The organism is Arthrobacter gengyunqii (assembly GCF_023022985.1).
Taxonomy (GTDB): Bacteria; Actinomycetota; Actinomycetes; order Actinomycetales; family Micrococcaceae; genus Arthrobacter_B; species Arthrobacter_B gengyunqii.
The window spans coordinates 771,314-789,465 of sequence record NZ_CP095461.1; the positions used below are offsets into that span (position 1 = coordinate 771,314).

Sequence of the window (18,152 nt, forward strand, 5' to 3'; positions counted from 1 at the left end):
TTGACATCCGTCGATGGCTGGGAGAATACTCAATATTGATAAACATCGATATTGTTCGATACCTGCTGTCTCGAACGTCTGAGGAGTTACGTGAGCACCCCCGCCACATCTACCGGTCAGGTTACTGCCCGGCTGTCGACCCTGGACCGCTTCCTGCCTGTGTGGATCCTGACCGCCATGGTGACCGGCCTGCTGCTGGGCCGGCTGCTCCCCGGCGTCGGCCCGGCCCTGGACTCGGTCAAGGTCGCCAACGTGTCCCTGCCCATCGCCGTCGGCCTGCTGGTGATGATGTATCCGGTGCTGGCCAAGGTCCGCTACGACGAAACCTCCAAAGTGGTTGCGGACCGGAAGCTGATGGTCACCTCTCTGGTGCTGAACTGGGTGGCCGCGCCGGCGTTCATGTTTGCGCTGGCTTGGATTTTCCTGCCGGACCTGCCCGAGTACCGCACTGGATTGATCATTGTGGGGCTGGCCCGCTGCATCGCCATGGTGATGATCTGGAACGATCTGGCCTGCGGGGACCGCGAAGCCGCCGCCGTGCTGGTGGCGATCAACTCCGTCTTTCAGGTCCTGGCTTTTGGTGCCCTGGGCTGGTTCTACCTGCAGGTGCTGCCCGGCTGGCTGGGGCTGGAAACCACAAGTGTTGAGTTCTCGTTCTGGGCCATTACGCTCAGCGTCCTGATCTTCCTGGGCATCCCGCTGCTCGCCGGCTTCCTGACCCGCATCCTCGGCGAAAAAGCGAAGGGCCGCGACTGGTACGAGGGCACGTTCCTGCCGAAGCTGGGCCCGTGGGCTCTCTACGGACTGCTGTTCACCATCGTGCTGCTGTTCGCCCTGCAGGGGGACGAAATCACCTCGAACCCGCTCGACGTCGCCCGGATCGCCCTGCCGCTGCTGGTCTACTTTGTTGTTGTGTTCAGCGTCGGCATGCTGCTCGGCAAGATCCTGAACCTGGGCTACCCGCGCACCACTACACTGGCGTTCACCGCCGCCGGCAACAACTTTGAACTGGCTATCGCCGTGGCAATCGGCACCTACGGGGTGACCTCCGGGCAGGCCCTGGCCGGCGTCGTCGGGCCCCTGATCGAAGTCCCGGTGCTGGTGGCCCTGGTTTACGTTGCCCTCTGGGCGCAGAAAAAGTACTGGCCCTCCGCCGCACCCGCCTCTCCAGAAATGACGAACCGATGAGCACCACCGAAACCACAACCAAGCCCTCCGTCCTCTTCGTCTGCGTACACAACGCCGGCCGGTCGCAAATGGCTGCCGCCTACCTGCGCAGCCTCGGCGAGGGACGGATCGAGGTCCGCTCCGCCGGCTCCGCACCCGCGGACGCGGTTAACCCCGCCGCTGTGGCCGCTATGGCAGAGGACGGGATCGATATGTCCGCGGAACTGCCGAAGGTCCTGACCACCGAGGCCGTGCAGGAGTCCGACGTCGTGATTACCATGGGCTGCGGCGATGCCTGCCCGATCTTCCCCGGAAAACGCTACGAGGACTGGAAACTCGAGGATCCCGCCGGACAGGGCGTGGAAGCAGTCCGGCCCATCCGGGACGACATCAAGGCCCGGATTCAGGATCTGATTGCAGACCTGCTGCCCGAGCACGCATAGAGGAGAACACCCATGCCTGAGAACACCGAGATTTCCGAACTTCCCGTCGCCGTGATCGGTGCCGGACCCGTGGGCCTGGCCGCCGCCGCAGAGCTGCTCGAACGCGGCCTGGCCCCGATCATCTTCGAAGCCGGCGCCACGCCCGCTTCCGCGGTCGCCTCCTGGGGCCACATCCGCCTGTTCTCGCCGTGGCAGTACGACGTCGACGCCGCCGCCCGCCGCCTGCTCGCCCCCACGGGGTGGCAGGAACCCGACGCCGAAACCCTGCCCACCGGCGCCGAACTCCATGCGCAGTATCTGTCACCGCTGGCCGCCGTCCCCGCGATCGCCGACGCACTGCACACCTCCACCCGGGTTCTCGCCGTCAGCCGCGAGGGACTGGACAAGACCCGCACCGGCGGCCGGGAGAACGCGCCGTTCCTTCTCCGGGTGGAAGATGCAGAGGGCACGATCACCGATTACCGGGCACGCGCCGTCATCGACGCCTCCGGCACTTGGAGCACACCGAACCCGCTGGGCCAGGCAGGGCTGCGGGCCGTCGGGGAAGCCGACGCGTTTGAGGCAGGGCTCATCACCGCTCCTTTGCCTGACGTTACCGGCCGCGACCGCGCCCGGTTCGCCGGCAAACACGTCCTGGTGGTCGGCGCCGGCCACTCGGCCGCGAACACCCTGCTGGCCCTGGGCGAGCTGGCCGAGCAGGAGCCCGGCACCCGGATCAGCTGGGCCATCCGCAGTGCCTCCGCCAACGGGGTTTACGGCGGCGGCGACCTGGACGGCCTGCCCGCCCGTGGCGCGCTGGGCAGCCGGCTGCGCACCCTGGTGCAGGAGGGGCGGATCGAGCTGCACACCTCCTTCACCATCACCGGCTTCAAGACCTCCGATACCCTCGCAGTGGTCGGCACTACGCCGGAAGGTGAGAAGCAGCTGGACGTGGACCTGCTGGTTCCGGCCACCGGATTCCGCCCTGACCTGAACCTGCTGCGCGAAATCCGGCTGGACCTCGACCCCGCCGTGGAGGCACCGCGGGAACTCGGTCCGCTGATTGACCCCGAGTTCCACAGCTGCGGCACCGTGGCACCGCACGGCGCCAAGATGCTGTCCCACCCGGAGAAGGACTTCTACATCGTGGGCATGAAGTCCTACGGCCGGGCCCCCACATTCCTGATGGCCACCGGCTACGAGCAGGTCCGCTCCATCGCCGCAGCCCTGGCCGGAGACCAACAGGCCGCCGACGACGTGCAGCTGGTCCTGCCCGAAACCGGCGTCTGCTCCACCGACCTCGGCGGCAGCTGCGACGCACCGGCCGCTGATGGGGCAGCGGAAGCAGTGTCCTGTTGCGGAACGGCACCTGAACCCGCAGCCGAGCAGGCATCATCCTGCTGCGGCGCTCCCGAAGCGGCACCGGAACCTGCCCCGGCGGCGTCGTCCTGCTGCAGCGCACCCGAACCGCAGTTCCTGGGTATTCCCACCGGACTGGAACACGGCCGCTCCGCGGCTCGGGAGAGCTGATTGCCCGTCACCTCGGGGCGCAATGTTGATGTCCTGGTGATCGGGGGCGGCCAGGCCGGTCTCGCCGCAGGGTTCTACCTGAACCGGCTGCGGCGGGACGAGGCCTCGGGTCGCTCCGGTCCGGCTCCAACCTTTGCCATTCTGGACGCCAACGCGGAGCCCGGCGGTGCGTGGCAGCACTACTGGAACAGTCTGGAACTGTTCTCCCCAGCGGCCTACAGTTCCCTGCCCGGTTACCGGATGCCTGCATGGAAGGGCGAAGGCAACCCCTCCGCCGACCACGTTGCGAACTATCTTCGCACCTATGAATCGCGCTATGACCTGCCGGTGCACCGCCCGGTCCGGGTGCAGGCAGTTCGCGCGGCCGATGGCGGCGGATATGTAACGGACACCGATCGCGGGCAGTGGACCAGCCGGGTGGTCATCAACGCCACCGGGAGCTGGAACACCCCTCAGTTCCCGCGGCCGCCCGGCAGCGACCGGTTCGCCGGACAGCAGCTGCACACGGCCGGCTACCGGGGCCCGGAGCCTTATGCCGGACGAAACGTTGTGGTGGTGGGCGGCGGGAACTCCGGTGCGCAGATTGCCGCGGACCTCGCACCGACTGCGGCGGTCACCTGGGTGACCCGGAACCCGCCGCGGTACCTGCCCGACGACGTCGACGGCCGGGCACTGTTCGACATCGCCACCCGCCGCGTCCGGGCCCTTGCGGCGGGGGAGCCCGAGGGCGGCGGGGTCGCTTCCTTGGGAGACATTGTTGCCGTTCCGTCCGTGCGGGCGGCACGGGACGCCGGCCTGCTTGATGCGCGGCCAATGTTTTCCCGGCTCACTCCCGGCGGCGTGCAGGAGGAGGACGGGAAACAGCTGGATGCCGATGTGATCATTTGGTGCACCGGTTTCCGGCCGGACCTGCAGCATCTGCAGCCGCTTGGCCTCACCACCCGGAACGGTGTCCCGGCAACTGACGCGTTGCCGGCCACGCGCTCAGTCGACAGCCCTGGCCTGTTCTTCCTGGGGTACGGAGACTGGTGCGGTCCGGCGTCGGCCACCCTCATCGGCGTGGGCGCTGCCGCGCGTGACACCGTGGCGGCCGTTGCGGGATCGGTGTCTTTGTAGCGAACCGGGGTTCTCTGCGTTAGGCTCCCGAAATGGGGAATTCCAAGCGCACATCCGAAGAGGATTACCGGCATTATGCCCGACCAGAACCAGGCTCCAATGTGAGTTGGGTGGAGGTCATTGACGACGGCAGCGGACGAGAGACACCGGCGGACTCAGATCGGTTGTTCGATCCGGTGTCCGGGTCCGTGACGAATCCTGACCTCGGCGGGGCGGAGAACGTCGGCGTTCCTGTGCAAGTGCCGTCGGGCGCTCCCGTGGTGCACCGCAGAAATCGAAGCCTCTGGGCTGCATGGGTGCTGGTGGCGTTTGCCCTGGTAGTCGGGCTCGGTTGGCTTTTCGGGCTCCTCCCGTCGCAGTGGGACGGCAACGTGTGGGCGGCCGACGGTTCTTTTTCCTCAGCAGCCGAGACCTCATGGCTCAGCCTGGAGATGCAGATGAACCTGTCTATGGCGGGGCCGTATCTTGTTTTCGTAGGACTGCTGGGCGCCATCATCCTGCTGGCCCTGCAGGCAGTCATCTTCCGCCGGGATCCCCGGACGGATTGAGTCCTGAGGGACAGCTCCATGTAGTTATCCGTTGTACGGCACGGCCGCGAGTCCCGTGGAGTCAGCGTCGGCTCAGGTCGTGCGCCGGCAGCGACCCCACCGAGGGCGGATCGGCCAGCAGCCCGGCAAACACCAGTTCGGCGGCGCCCACCAGCAGCAGATCGGTGCCCAGGGCGGCGCGGCGGATGGACACTTTGCTGCCCAGGCCGCCGATGGCGCCGGCGGCCACTCCGGACTCCAGTCGACCCGGAATAAAAGAGTCCAGGACGCCCAGGAAGCCGCCGAGCACGATGGTGCCCGGGTTAAAGATGTTCACGAAGTTGGCCAGGGCCTCCGCGAGCAGGTCCAGCTGCCGGTGGGTTTCGGCGATCAGCGCGGGGGAGTTGTCCTGCGTCATGGCGTCTTCGAGCTGGTCCTGATCAGCATGGTCCAGCCCCAAGATCGCCAACAGCCTGCCCAGGCTGACCTCCGTTTCCAGGCAGCCGCGGCGCCCGCAATGACAGGGGGTGCCTCCGGGCGTCACCACGGTGTGGCCGAGTTCCCCGGCGAAGCCCGCCGCTCCGCGGAGCGGAACCCCGCCCACTATCGCTCCGCCGCCGATGCCGCTGGCGCTGCCGTTGAGATAGACGACGTCGGATGCTCCCACCGCCGCGCCGAACAGGCTCTCGGCCAGGGAGCCGAGATTGGCATCATTTGCGGCGCGTGCGGGCAATCCCAGGCCCGCGCTGAGGGCGGCCGCGAGCGGCTCGTTGGACCACTGCAGGTGCGGGGCGAGCAGGACGGAACCGTCGGTGCTGTTGACCAGTCCAGGCACGGCTGCACCCACTCCGATTACCCGGGTCATGCCCGCCAGCTCGGTCTGCATGCCTTCGACCACTGCCTTGGAAATGTTGACGGTCTCCGTCACGGTAGGCAGGGACCCGGCGTCGTACCGGACCCTGCGGTGGACCTTGCCGCCCAGTCCCACCACGCCCACCGTGACCGCATCGACGTCGGGATGCACGGAAATGGCCGCAATGCGATTGTTCGCGTGAACCAGCGGACTGGGCCGGCCCACCCGTTTGAGGGCAGGCGGCTCCGTCTCATACGCGAGTCCCAGTTCGCCGAGTTCGGCCACGAGCGCGCCCACAGTGGAGCGGTTGAAACCGCAAAGGCGGGTCAGATCGGCACGGGAGAGCGGTCCGCGGCGGTGCAGGAGGGTTAGGACACGGGAGAGGTTCTGCGCGCGGATACTCTCCGTGCCGGAGGGGGTGCCGTTGTGCATGCTCTGCCGTTTCTGCCGGGAAGTTGTTTGCCTGCGTTGTTCCGGACCGCAAACCGGACCGTTTCTCAGCGTAACCCCATGTGGACGCGGATGTCCGGTTTTGTTGTGGGGAGACAGAAATATGGTGCAGGGAGGGTTGACGGGCGCATCTATGGAAGCAGAAGGCATTGACAGCGGAGCCCGGGAGCCATAAGTTGTTGTTCCCAACTAATATCGGCTTTTGGAGTGAATTGTGACAACGACGCCCTCACCTTCCGACCGTTTTACCTTTGGCCTCTGGACAGTGGGCTGGACCGGCAATGACCCGTTCGGTGTTCCCACCCGCGTGGAGCTGGATCCGGTGGAGGCCGTCCACCGGCTCGCCGATCTGGGCGCGTACGGCATCACGTTCCACGACAATGACCTGATTCCGTTCAACGCCACGGCCTCCGAACGCGAGCAGATCCTCAAGAACTTCCGGGCAGCCCTGGCCGAAACCGGCCTCAAGGTTCCCATGGTCACCACCAACCTCTTCAGCCATCCGGTGTTCAAGGACGGCGGTTTCACCTCCAATGACCGCTCCATCCGCCGTTTCGCGCTGCGCAAGGTCATGGCCAACATGGACCTGGCCGCCGAAATGGGTGCTGAAACCTTCGTCATGTGGGGCGGGCGTGAAGGCTCCGAGTATGACGGCTCCAAGGACTTCGCCGCCGCCTACGACCGGATGAAGGAAGGCGTCGACACCGTCGCCGGCTACGTCAAGGAGAAGGGCTACAACCTCCGCCTGGCGCTGGAGCCCAAGCCCAACGAACCCCGCGGCGACATCTTCCTGCCCACCGTCGGACACGCCCTGGCGTTCATCAACGAGCTGGAGCACGGCGACATAGTCGGCCTGAACCCGGAAACCGGCCACGAACAGATGGCCGGACTGAACTTCAACCACGGCATCGCCCAGGCGCTGTGGGCCGGCAAGCTCTTCCACATTGACCTCAACGGCCAGAAGTCCATCAAGTTCGACCAGGACCTGGTGTTCGGCCACGGCGACCTGACCAGCGCCTTCTTTACGGTGGACCTGCTCGAAAACGGCTTCCCCAACGGCGGCCCGCACTACGAGGGTCCCCGCCACTTCGATTACAAGCCCTCCCGCACCGAAGGCTATGACGGCGTCTGGGAATCCGCGAAGGCCAACATGTCCATGTACCTGCTGCTCAAGGAACGCGCCCTGTCCTTCCGCGAAGACCCCGAGGTCCAGGAAGCACTGGCCACCTCCGGTGTGTTCGAGCTGGGCCAGCCCACGCTTGGCGCCGGGGAAAGCACCGCGGACCTTCTGGCGGACACCGCGTCCTTCGAAGATTTCGACGCCGACAAGGCCGCCGAACGCTCCTTCGGATTCGTCCGGTTGAACCAGCTCGCCCTGGAACACCTCATGGGCGCCCGCTAAAAGAGATGCCTTGCTGCCGCCGGGTCCGTCACAACGGGCCCGGCGTTGCAGCGTCGAACGAGTTCCGCCGAAAACGATGAAAGGTACCGCCATGGCACTGGTCGCCGGAGTGGACAGCTCCACCCAATCCTGCAAAGTGGTGATCCGGGATTCCGCCACCGGCACCCTGGTCCGCTCCGGAACCGCGCGGCATGCCGAGGGCACCGAGATAGATCCCGAAAACTGGTGGCAGGCCCTGCAGGATGCGGTGCGGGCTGCCGGCGGGCTCGACGACGTCGAGGCCGTGGCGGTCTCCGGCCAGCAGCACGGCATGGTGTGCCTCGATGAGGACGGCGCGGTGGTCCGCCCGGCCCTGCTGTGGAATGACGTGCGCTCCGCGGCGGCGGCCGAAAAGATGGTCTCCGAGGCCGGGCCCGACGGCGCTGCCTACTGGGCGGGGGAAACCGGCACCGTGCCGGTGGCCTCCATTACCGCGGCCAAGCTGCGCTGGCTGGCGGAGAATGAACCGGAAAATGCTGCCTGCACTGCTGCGGTCTGCCTGCCGCACGACTGGTTGAGCTGGCGGCTGGCCGGCTACGGCCCGGGCAGCGGCCGCGCCGGACTCGAAGCGCTGCGCACCGACCGCTCGGACGCGTCCGGGACCGGCTACTGGTCACCGGCCACCGGTGAATATCTTCCCGCCGTGCTGGAGCAAACCCTCGGTCATGTACCGCTGCTGCCGCGTGTTCTGGGGCCGCTGGAAGCGGACCAGCGGACGCCGTCGGGCGCTGTGATCGCGCCGGGCACCGGGGACAACGCCGGCGCCGCCCTGGGTGTGGGAGCCGGAGTGGGCGACGTCGTTGTGTCCGTGGGCACCTCCGGCACCGTGTTTGCGGTGACCGAGGATCCTTCCGCCGACGCCATCGGTCTGGTGGCCGGATTTGCCGATGCCACCGGACACTTCCTGCCGCTAACCGCCACGCTTAATGCCTCACGGGTCCTGGACGCCACCGCAGCGCTGCTGTCCGTGGACCTTCCGGAACTGACCCGGCTGGCGCTGGCAGCACCGGACGGTGCCGGCGGGCTGAGCCTGGTGCCCTACTTTGAAGGGGAACGAACCCCGAACCTTCCCGACGCCACGGGTTCGCTGCACGGGATAACCCTGGCGAACTTCACGCGGGAGAACCTGGCGCGCGCCGCCGTTGAAGGAATCGCCTGTTCCCTGGCAGATGGCTTGCAGGCGCTGCGCAATCTGGGCATTGAAGCCCGCCGCATCATCCTGGTGGGCGGAGGGGCCCGCTCCGAAGCGCTTCAGCACGCTGTTTCCGCAGTGTTCGGCCTTCCCGTGACCGTGCCCTCTCCGGGGGAGTATGTGGCCGACGGGGCCGCCCGGCAGGCGGCGGCCGTGCTCACCGGTGCATGGCCGGAGTGGACGGCCGCGAGCGAATCCGTGGTGAAGGCAGGCGCCGCGCCGGAGGTCCTGGCGCGCTACCGGCAGGCCGCAGCCACGGCAGGGTGACGTCGCCCCCTGCTCCCTGCATGAGGTGCGTCCGGTAGGTTGGGGCGCATGAAGCTTTGGGGGCAGGCAGTACTAAGGGGCGGAATTCCGCTCGTCATCATGTCGGGAATCTCCGTCGCGCTTTACGCACAGGGAGAAGCGAAGGATGGTCGTGGCACGCTGTTTGCTGCCCTTGTTTTCGGGGTGGTGTTGGCCGCATCCGTCATTTACGACGTCGAGAGGTGGACGCTCGCCCGGCAAACGGTGGTTCACTTTGCCGTGATGATCGTAACCGTCCTGCCGCTGCTCTTTGTCAGCGGCTGGTTCCCCACCCGGACAGCCGTGGACTGCTTCGCGATTGTGGGGACCTTCCTGCTGGTGGGGCTAGTGCTGTGGACAGCCGCGTTTGTGGTGTTCGGTGTGCTGGTTCCCCGGTTCCAGGCGCGGTCCACGCGTGATCGGGTGCCTCACTAACGACCCCTTCTAGGCCGACTTAAGCCGACTTTGTGAAATTTTGCGAATAATTCCGGAATCCTTGTAAAAGTTCTGGAATTACGTAATTATTGGGCATGGCCGAAGAACAAGATGCCGGGCGGGAAGCACTCGAGGCCCGGGTGCAAGCGCTGGAGGCGCGGCTTGGCGCCCTCGAGCAGCAGGTTGAGTCGCGGCAGCAATCGCCGGACGCAGACCCAACAGACGTCTTCTGGGCACTCAACGGACTGCGGGACCGCTACCCCGATCCCGGCGCCGTCCTTTTCGCCGGCACCGCCAGCACTGCGGGCGGTGCGCGCTATGAGTATCAATACGGACTGGAAACGGGGCATCTGCTCGACGTCGACTGGACCCAATTCGCCGACTCGCTGGCCTCACTGGGACATCCTGTCCGGCTGGCTGTCCTGCGGGCGGTCCTCGGCGGAACGGAAACCGTGGCCGGACTGGTGGACGATCTGGGGCTGGGAACCTCAGGCCAGATGTACCACCACATCCACCAACTGACGGCCGCCGGCTGGCTGACACCGCACGCCCGGTCCCGCTATGCCATTCCCCCGGCACGGGTCATTCCGCTGCTGGCCATTCTCACCGCTGCTTCCGGAGGTAACTGAAATGGGAACTCAACGACGAAAGATCCTGGGGATCCTGACGGCGGCCGCGGTCCTGGCCTGCGGGCTCCTGGCCGCACCCTGGGCGCCGCGGTTGTCTTCGGACATTTCCGGGGACAGGGCCTTGGCCGAAGCCGTCCGGCCCCTGCTGCAGAAACCTGCCGACCAGGTCAGTGTGGTCTATCTTGAGGACGGCACTGCCAAGTTCGCCGGATTCGGCGCCGACGAACACACCGAGTTCGAGATTGGCTCGGTGTCCAAGACCTTCACGGCTGCTCTCTTGGCGGACGCCGTGGAGCGCGGTGAGTTGACCCTGGAAACGACCGTCGCGGACATCCTGGGACCGGAGCTGGCCGACCCCGACGCCGAAATCGGCACAGTCACCCTTGCGGAGCTGGCGAGCCACCGCTCCGGACTTCCCCGTCTGTCTACGGATCCCGCGTCTCTGGTGTTCAGTTTTTTGGGGCCGGTTTTGCACCGTGACCCGTATCCGGCCTCACCGGCTGCGGTTCTTGACCATGCCCAGTCAGCCTCGGTGGGCGGCCGGGGCCGCGTGAGCTATTCCAATTTCGGCTACGCCTTTCTGGGACAGCTCCTCGCCAAGGCAGCAGGCATGAGTTACGCCGATCTGCTGCAGCAGCGCATCTTGGATCCGCTGGATATGGAGGACACCTACGCACCGGTGACCGCGGACAACCTGCGTCCAGGCGCTCCGACCGGCCGCAGTGCAGGCGGACAGAGGCAGGCGGCCTGGACCGCCAACGGCACCGCTCCCGCGGGCGGAATCCGCTCCACACCCGCGGACATGGCGCGGTACATCCAGGCGCTGCTGGCAGGCGCCGCACCGGGCTCGAAGGCGCTGGATCCGCAGTGGGACAGCGACGGTGACGGCGAACAGGTGGGCCTGGCCTGGTTCACCCAGGTCTCATCCGAGACACCGGACCGGGCCGTGACGTGGCACAACGGCATGACCGGAGGGTTCGCTTCCATGGCCGCGCTGGACCGCGACGCCGGACGGGCGGTGCTTACCTTCTCGAATGTGGCAACAGGTCAGGAAGAAGCTGCCCTGACGCTGCTGAAGGAGGGCATCTGATGCCTATTTCACTCATCTCATGGCTCCTCGCCGGAGTCCTTGCCGTGACCTGCCTTGCCGTGGCACGTTCGGCATGGAATCTGGGTGAGCGGGCACCCGGCATCAGCCGGATGGCACTCTTGTCCGGTCTGCTGGACGCAGCCGCCACCGCGGCGTTATTCCGGCTGGCCCTGCCCTGGAGCGCCGGAACCACGCTGCTGTGGGTGCTGGCCATGGCGGCTCTGGCAGCGGCGGTTGCCGGAGCGGTCATCCGCTGGCCGGTGCTGCCGTCGCATGCCGGGCTGCTGGACTTCGAGGAATCCGAACCCGGCACCACGGAATCCGGCAGCCCCGAACCCGGCAGCGGAGGCACGCTCCGGACCAAGCCGTCGCGAAAGGCGAAGAAGAAGTCCACAAAGAAGGAACCAGGACGGACGGCAGTGGCAGTGCGCGCGGGCGTGCTGGCCGCCGTCGTCGTTCTCTCCTTTGCCGTGGGGTAGGCAGTTAGCCGGCGGCGGTCATCTCGCGCAGGAAGCGGACGGCGGCGAGGTCGTCCTCGGGACCGCCGCCCTCGTGCCCGTTGAACGGCCACGCCGTGATCTGCTTGGGTCCGGCGTAGGCGTTGTACGCGGCATACACGGTGGACGGGGGAGTGATGGCATCCATAAGGCCGGCCCTGAACAGAGCCGGAACCGTGGCCTGGGCGGCGAAGTTCACGCCGTCGAAATAGCGCAGTGTCTGCTGCGCACGCTCGGCTTCGGTACGGTGGACGGCGAGGAAATCGCACACTTCGCGGTAGGGATACGCATCGGTGATCTGCAGGGCGCGCGGAATGTCGGACAGGAACGGCACCCGCAGCACGGCACCCCGCAGGTCCGGGCAGAGTCCGGCAACAGCCAGGGCGACGCCGCCGCCCTGGCTGATCCCGGTCACCGCCACCCGGTCCGGGTCCACCACGGTCAGCTCGCGGGCGGCCTGAACCGCCCGCACGGCATCGGTGAACAGCCGGCGGTAATAATAGGTCTGCGGATCCAGGATGCCGCGGGTCATGACACCGGGGACCTGCGGTCCGCCGCTGCCGGCGCCGTCCGGCGTGGCACCCCGGCTCCAGGAAGCACCCTGGCCGCGCGTGTCCATCTGCAGGTGGGCAAATCCGGCGCCCGCCCACAACAGGTTCTCGTGCGCTTCGCCGCGCCCGCCGCCGTAACCGACATACTCCACCACGCACGGCAGCGGTCCGGCGGCCCTGTGCGGCACCCGCAGCCAGGCCCGCACCGGTTCACCGTTCCAGCCGGCGAACTGCACGTCGTAAACATCGATCGCGTCCAGCACCGTGGGTTCGGCAGTGACCTGCAGATCCAGCGGATGCGAGCGCGCCTGTGCCAGGGTTTCGGACCAGAAGTCGGTGAAGTCCTCCGGCCGGGTCTGGCTGCTGGTGTATCGCGCGAGCTGGTCGGCGGGCAGATCGGTATACATGCGGCAAGCCTAGCGCGTGACCCGGACATCGCAATGCAGTCGCCGGGTGTGGTCCACCGGCCGGGTTGGTCCCGTGAGTTCCACCTGCTGCCGCAGCCTGATGTCGGTGCTGGAAACTCCGAACTGCAGTTCCAGCGCGCCGGGCTCCACAATGCGCTGACCATCGCGGCCGGTGAAGGACGCGACGTCGGCCGGCACCGTGAACTGCACCCGCGCCGAGGCTCCGGCGTCCAGCTCAACCCGGGCGTAGCCGATCAGCCGCTGCACCGGGCGGACCACGGAGGCCACCGGATCGTGCAGATACAACTGCACAATCTCGGTGCCGGACCGCCCGCCGGCGTTCGTGAGGGTCAGGCTTACGGCGGTTTCACCGTCCACCGGGAATTGCTGCGGGCCGTCCAGGACCAGGTCGGAGAACTCAAAGTTCGTGTAGCTCAGGCCGTGCCCAAATGGATAGGCCGGGGTGGGATCGATGTTGGAAACGCCGCTGGCCTGTCCCAGCGGAGCGGTCAGGTAGGTGGACGGCTGGGCGCCGCGGGCGGCGGGCATGCTGACGGGCAGGCGCCCGCTGGGGTTGGTGCGTCCGCTGAGCACACCGGCCAGCGCCGGTCCGCCTTCCTCGCCGGGGAAGAAGGCCTGCACGACGGCGGCGGCCCGCTCCGGTGCGCTGCCCAGGGCATAGGGGCGGCCGGTCAGCAGGGTGACGACCACGGGTTTGCCGGTGTCCAGCAGGAGATCCAGCAGTTCCTGCTGCACGCCGGGCAGGGCCAGTGACTCGACGTCGCAGCCTTCGCCGCTGGTGCCCCGGCCAAAGAGCCCGGCACGGTCACCCAGAACGGCAATGACGACGTCGGCCTCCGCCGCGGCAGTCACCGCGTCGTCGAATCCGCCGGTGTCCGCGCCGTCGATGCTGCAGCCGGCCACCACGGTGAGGGTGTCCTGCGGCAGTTCCCGGCGCAGCGCCTCGGCCACGGTGGGCAGGTCAATGCCGGCCTCCACCTCGGGATGTGCACCCCCCACATGGGCGGGGAAGGAATAGCAGCCCAGGAACGCCATCGGGTTGTCCGCGTTGGGGCCGATCAGTGCAATCTTCTGCCCGGCCTGCAGCGGCAGCACGCCGTTGTTGGCGGCCAGCACAATGGCCTGCTCGGCAACCTCGGCCGCCAGCTGCCGGTTGGCCGCCGGGTCCAGCGACACGCTGCCGCGCAACGCATCGGCGGCGGTGTCGCTGTCCAGGCCGGCGCCGTCGTCGTCCGTCGGATGAGCCAGCGCCGCGGGGACGGGACTCCACTCCGGATCGAGCAGGCCGAGTTCAATTTTCTGCAGCAGGACGCGGTGCAGGGCACGGTCAATGACGGCGGGATCCAGCCGCCCGGCGGCGATCTCTTCGAGGAGATGGTCCCCGAAAGCGTCAACCGTGGGCAGCTCCACGTCCACGCCGGCGGACAATGCGGCGTTGGCGGCTTCGCCCAGAGTGGCGGCGACGCGGTGCAGTTCCTTGAGGAAGGCAACGCCGAAGTAATCGGCCACCACGGTGCCGGTGAACCCCCAGGTCTCCCGCAGCAGCCCGGTAAGCAGGCCCGTGTCCGCGGCGGACGGAACGCCGTCCGTGTCCGTGTAGGAGTGCATGACCGAGCGCACACCGGATTCCCGGACCGCCATTTCGAACGGCGCCAGGATGACGTCGGCGAACTCGCGCGGACCAATGGACACCGGTGCCAGGTTCCGGCCGGCGCGGGAGGCGGAGTACCCGGCAAAGTGCTTCAGCGTGGCCACGATGCCCGCGCCCTCCAGCCCCTGGATGTAGGCGGTGGCGACGGTGCCGATCAGATAGGGGTCCTCGCCGATCGTCTCCTCCACCCGGCCCCACCGTGCGTCGCGCACCACATCCAGCACGGGCGCCAGTCCCTGATGGATACCCACGGAGCGCATGTCGGCACCGATGGCCCCGGCCATGCGGCGGATCAGATCGGGATTGAAGGTGGCACCCCAAGACAGGGGCACCGGATAGGCGGTGGCACCCCAGGCGGCAAACCCGGCCAGGCATTCCTCGTGTGCCATGGCCGGGATGCCGAACCGGTTGGCTGCAACAATGCGCTGCTGCGTGCGCATCAGGGACAGGGCGCCGACGGCGGCATCCACGGGTTTGGTGCCGAAGGGCCGGGTCAGCTGGCCCAGCCCGTGCGGCAGGATCTCAGCCAGGTCAGGTGCCGGGGTCATGTCGTGCTGGTGCGGGGCCACTTCGCCGCCCTCGCTGGAGACCCCCACCCAGATGCCGAACAGCTGTGCGGTTTTTTCCCGCAGGGTCATTTCGTCTATCAGTGCATCAGCGCGGGCAGCGGCGGGAAGGGTGGCATCGCGCCAGCGGGCGCGGTCGATGATTGCATCGGTCATTATTTTCCTCCGACCCCCATGAGGCCTTGAACAAGTGCGCGGCGCGCAAAGAGATACACCAGCAGGACGGGAATCATGGAGACGGTGACGGCTGCCAGGATGCCCGGCACGTTCACGCCGTACTGGGTTTGGAAGTTGAACAGGCCAAGGGTGATCACCCGGTTGGACTCGGACTGGGTCAGGATCAGCGGGAGCAGGAACCCGTTCCAGCCCTGCAGTGCGGAGAACACGGCAATGGTGGACAGTCCGCCTTTGGAGAGCGGCAGCACCAGGCGGAAGAACGCCCGGGCCGGGGTTGCTCCGTCCACTGACATGGCTTCGTAGAGTTCGGGCGTGATGTCCCGCATGGTGCCGGTCAGGATCAGCGTGCAGATGGGCAGGGCGAAGGCGGCCGTGGGCAGGATGATGCCCAGCAGGGTGTCATACAGGCCGGCGGTGTTGATCAGGTAGAACATCGGCACGATTACGGCCTGGACCGGAATGGCCAGTCCCAGCAGAAAGAACCGGAACACGAAGGTGGTGCTGCGGCCCTGGCTGCGCACAATCGCGTAGGACAGCGGCGGGACCACCAGCAGCACAATGGCCACCACGCCGCCGGTGACAATGAAGGTGTTCAGGAAGTAGCCGCCAAAGCCCTGCCGGAATACTTCCAGGTAGTTGTCGAAGGTCAGGCTGGTGGGCACGGACAGCGGTCCGTTGGCGCTGAAGTCGCCGCGGGTCTGCACGCTGGCCGCGACCATCACGTACAGCGGCAGGGCCACGATCACCAGCCAAAGGGCTGCGGCCGCGCCGGCAATGTAGTTGGGGCGGGTACGCATCAGAGTCCTTCCATGGTGCTGCGCATTTTGTCGTAGCCGGACACCTTGACCATGATCAGGGAGATCGCGGTGGCCACGACCACCAGGACCAGGGCCACTGCGGCACCGACACCGAAGTCGAAGCGCTGGAAGGCCTGCTCGTACATGTAGAAGGCAGTGATGGTGGTTGCGGTGCCGGGTCCGCCGTCGGTCAGGATCAGCACGGTTTCAAAGGTGGTGAGCCCGCCCACCACCATCAGGATCACCGAGGTGATGATGCTGTTGCGCATCTGCGGCAGCGTGATGCTGAAGAACGCCCGCACACGGCCCGCTCCGTCCACCTCCGCCGCCTGGTACAGCACCGCCGGCACGGATTTGGCGGCACCCTGGTAGATCAGGGTGTGGAACGGGGTGAACTGCCACATGCCCACAAAGATGATCACGGCGATGGCGGTTGACTGGTTTCCGAACAGGTTTCCGTCGCCGAACAGCCAGCTCAGCTGCCCCGGGATGCCGAAGTTCGGATCCAGCAGGGCACGCCAGAGCACGGAAATTGCGGCCGAGGACAGCAGCAGCGGAACAAAGTAGATGGCGCTGAGCACGGCACGGTTGCGTTGTTCGCCCGCCGCCCAGACCCCCAGCAGAATGCTGATGGGGGTCTGGGTGAGGACGCCGAGCACAATGAACAGCAGGCTCAGCCACAGGCTCTGAATCATGACCGAATCCCCGGCCAGTTCCTGCCAGTTTTCCAGGCCGACAAACTTGGGATCGCCGATGCCGCGCCAGGAGCTGAAGGACAGCAGGACGACGGCGATCAGCGGCACCACGGCGAAAAGCGAGAAGAACACCGTTGCGGGCAGGGTCCAGAGGAATCCCGGACGGGTCTTGTGTTCCCTTCCTCCCCGCGCCGGACGGTTCGCTGTGGAACCCTCCGGCGAGGCGGAACGGGGCGGATTCAGAGTTGTCATGGAGAGTTCCTAGAGTCCCTGCATGGCGGCGATGAAGCCGTCTTCATCGATGCGGCCGCTGAAGAAGTCGGCCATGGCGCCGTGAATGGCGGGGGTGGCCGAGGGCGGGTAGGCCTGGTCCCAGGAGAGCTGGAAGGAGGGAGCATTCTCCACCAGGGACAGCTGGTACTTGGCGTAGTCCGGGTTGGTGGCCTGATCCAGGAAGTCACCGGTGTTGGTGGTGGTGGGCAGGTTGCCGATCCCCACCTGCTGCTGCACGAACTCGTCGGAGTACATGAGCTTCAGGAAGTCCCGCACGGTGTCGGGGTACCGGGTGTTGGCCAGAACCGAGTAGAAGTTGTTGGTGTTGCCGACCAGGTTGGCCGGGTCGCCCTTGCCGCCGTCGACGGTGGGGAACTCGTTGTAGCCCAGGGAGTTGGCGGCGAATTCCGGAGCGGCGTCGCGGTGGGTCGAGTAGGCCCAGGAGCCCATCAGCTCAAAGCCGGCCTGACCGCTGGAGAGCAGGGAAGCGGAACCGCCGTCGGTGAACTTCACCGACTGGTAGTTGTTGCCGAAGGCCCCGGTGTCCACCAGGTCCTTCAGCATGCCCAGGGCCTCGCGGCTTTCATCGGATTCCCAGACGCTCGGATCTCCGCCCAGGGCGGCCTCAAAGAGTTCGGGACCGGCCACGCGGTCATACACGTATTCAACCCACATCAGGGTGGGCCATTCGTCGGCGCCGCCCAGGGCGATCGGGGTAACGCCGGCGGCCTTGAGCTTCTCGACATCGGCCAGCAGGTCATCCCAGGTTTCCGGTGCCCCGTCGATACCGGCTGAGGCCAGCACCTCCTCGTTGCTGAAGAGCATCACCGGCTGGGTGCCGCGCATGGGAATCCCGTACGCCTTGCCGTCCACCACTGCGGCATCAAACACCGACGGCAGGAACGCATCCTTGAGCTGCGGATCCTCGGCGATGAAGTCATCCAGCGGCATCAGGAGGTCCGCTTCCACGTAATCCGTGATGGATCCGCCGCCCCAGTTGAAGAAGATGTCCGGGGCCGAATCGGTGTCGATGATGGTCTGCAGCTTGCTCTGATATTCAGCGCCGGGGATGGTGTCAAGGACAACCTTCACATCGGAGGTTTCGTTGAACTGGTCAACCATGGCCTGCTCCACCGTGTTGCCGGCGTCGCCGTAGACCAGGACGTGCACTTCATTTTCGGGACGGTTCGAGGCCTCGGAGCCGCCGCTGGAACAGGCGGCCAGGGACAGGCCCAGGACTACCGCGCTGGTGGCGGCGGCAGCTGGGCGGAACCAGTTGGTGGTGTTCTTCATTGAACTGCTCCTTGTGAACGGCTGCTCCGAAAGTTTCGAAACAGTTGCCGAAAGTGGGCGGATGCCGATAGTTTAGGGGTACGGGTC

The 18,152-nt window shown here is 66.7% G+C and carries 17 protein-coding genes; 11 read left to right on the forward strand and 6 right to left on the reverse strand.

Going from position 1 to position 18,152, the window contains the following annotated elements; translation table 11 throughout:
- Window positions 1-90: 90 nt before the first annotated feature.
- From arsB to MUG94_RS03520, 5 genes are all read left to right on the forward strand, one after another.
- Window positions 91-1,188, forward strand: coding sequence for an ACR3 family arsenite efflux transporter (gene arsB / locus MUG94_RS03500; protein WP_227908420.1), 1,098 nt, complete (start codon window positions 91-93; stop codon window positions 1,186-1,188).
- Window positions 1,185-1,610 (forward strand): arsenate reductase ArsC, encoded by a 426-nt coding sequence (locus tag MUG94_RS03505; protein WP_227908421.1) that lies wholly within the window; start codon window positions 1,185-1,187, stop codon window positions 1,608-1,610. Before arsB ends, MUG94_RS03505 begins: the two co-directional genes overlap by 4 nt.
- 12 nt (window positions 1,611-1,622) lie before the next feature.
- Window positions 1,623-3,119: an FAD-dependent oxidoreductase gene (locus MUG94_RS03510; protein ID WP_227908422.1), complete on the forward strand. Its 1,497-nt coding sequence runs from the start codon at window positions 1,623-1,625 to the stop codon at window positions 3,117-3,119.
- Window positions 3,120-4,235, forward strand: a complete 1,116-nt coding sequence (locus MUG94_RS03515) for an ArsO family NAD(P)H-dependent flavin-containing monooxygenase (protein ID WP_227908423.1) — start codon at window positions 3,120-3,122, stop codon at window positions 4,233-4,235.
- A gap of 101 nt (window positions 4,236-4,336) precedes the next feature.
- A complete protein-coding gene (locus MUG94_RS03520; RefSeq protein ID WP_227908424.1) occupies window positions 4,337-4,783 on the forward strand; it encodes a hypothetical protein in 447 nt (148 codons plus the stop codon).
- 61 nt (window positions 4,784-4,844) lie between these two features.
- Here the strand turns inward: MUG94_RS03520 and MUG94_RS03525 are convergent, their stop codons facing one another.
- Window positions 4,845-6,047: an ROK family transcriptional regulator gene (locus MUG94_RS03525; RefSeq protein ID WP_227908425.1), complete on the reverse strand. Its 1,203-nt coding sequence runs from the start codon at window positions 6,045-6,047 to the stop codon at window positions 4,845-4,847.
- A gap of 232 nt (window positions 6,048-6,279) precedes the next feature.
- Between MUG94_RS03525 and xylA the strand changes: the two genes are divergently transcribed.
- The 6 genes from xylA (at window position 6,280) to MUG94_RS03555 (ending at window position 11,616) form a co-directional block, all read left to right on the forward strand.
- The gene (gene xylA / locus MUG94_RS03530; protein ID WP_227908426.1) at window positions 6,280-7,467 is read left to right on the forward strand and encodes a xylose isomerase; all 1,188 of its coding nucleotides are present in this window, start codon (window positions 6,280-6,282) and stop codon (window positions 7,465-7,467) included.
- A 91-nt stretch (window positions 7,468-7,558) separates the two neighbouring features.
- Window positions 7,559-8,965 (forward strand): xylulokinase, encoded by a 1,407-nt coding sequence (locus MUG94_RS03535; protein WP_227908427.1) that lies wholly within the window; start codon window positions 7,559-7,561, stop codon window positions 8,963-8,965.
- Window positions 8,966-9,013: 48 nt separating this feature from the next.
- A complete protein-coding gene (locus tag MUG94_RS03540) occupies window positions 9,014-9,418 on the forward strand; it encodes a DUF3021 domain-containing protein (RefSeq protein WP_227908428.1) in 405 nt (134 codons plus the stop codon).
- Between the two features lie 95 nt (window positions 9,419-9,513).
- A complete protein-coding gene (locus tag MUG94_RS03545; RefSeq protein WP_227908429.1) occupies window positions 9,514-10,047 on the forward strand; it encodes an ArsR/SmtB family transcription factor in 534 nt (177 codons plus the stop codon).
- Between the two features lies 1 nt (window position 10,048).
- On the forward strand, window positions 10,049-11,137 hold the full coding sequence (locus MUG94_RS03550; RefSeq protein WP_227908430.1) for a serine hydrolase domain-containing protein: 1,089 nt from the start codon (window positions 10,049-10,051) through the stop codon (window positions 11,135-11,137).
- Complete coding sequence (locus MUG94_RS03555) at window positions 11,137-11,616, forward strand: hypothetical protein (protein ID WP_227908431.1); 480 nt, start codon at window positions 11,137-11,139, stop codon at window positions 11,614-11,616. The genes MUG94_RS03550 and MUG94_RS03555 overlap by 1 nt, the downstream gene beginning before the upstream one ends.
- A 4-nt stretch (window positions 11,617-11,620) precedes the next feature.
- Here MUG94_RS03555 and MUG94_RS03560 read toward each other — a convergent pair whose 3' ends face one another.
- The 5 genes from MUG94_RS03560 to MUG94_RS03580 are packed head-to-tail and all read right to left on the reverse strand — an operon-like array spanning window position 11,621 to window position 18,065.
- The gene (locus MUG94_RS03560) at window positions 11,621-12,592 is read right to left on the reverse strand and encodes an acetylxylan esterase (protein WP_227908432.1); all 972 of its coding nucleotides are present in this window, start codon (window positions 12,590-12,592) and stop codon (window positions 11,621-11,623) included.
- Window positions 12,593-12,601: 9 nt separating this feature from the next.
- The gene (locus MUG94_RS03565; protein WP_227908433.1) at window positions 12,602-14,986 is read right to left on the reverse strand and encodes a beta-xylosidase/alpha-l-arabinosidase; all 2,385 of its coding nucleotides are present in this window, start codon (window positions 14,984-14,986) and stop codon (window positions 12,602-12,604) included.
- Window positions 14,986-15,804, reverse strand: coding sequence for a carbohydrate ABC transporter permease (locus MUG94_RS03570; RefSeq protein ID WP_227908434.1), 819 nt, complete (start codon window positions 15,802-15,804; stop codon window positions 14,986-14,988). Before MUG94_RS03570 ends, MUG94_RS03565 begins: the two co-directional genes overlap by 1 nt.
- On the reverse strand, window positions 15,804-16,751 hold the full coding sequence (locus tag MUG94_RS03575) for a carbohydrate ABC transporter permease (protein WP_227891659.1): 948 nt from the start codon (window positions 16,749-16,751) through the stop codon (window positions 15,804-15,806). Before MUG94_RS03575 ends, MUG94_RS03570 begins: the two co-directional genes overlap by 1 nt.
- A 9-nt stretch (window positions 16,752-16,760) precedes the next feature.
- A complete protein-coding gene (locus tag MUG94_RS03580; RefSeq protein ID WP_227908435.1) occupies window positions 16,761-18,065 on the reverse strand; it encodes an ABC transporter substrate-binding protein in 1,305 nt (434 codons plus the stop codon).
- Window positions 18,066-18,152: the final 87 nt, after the last annotated feature.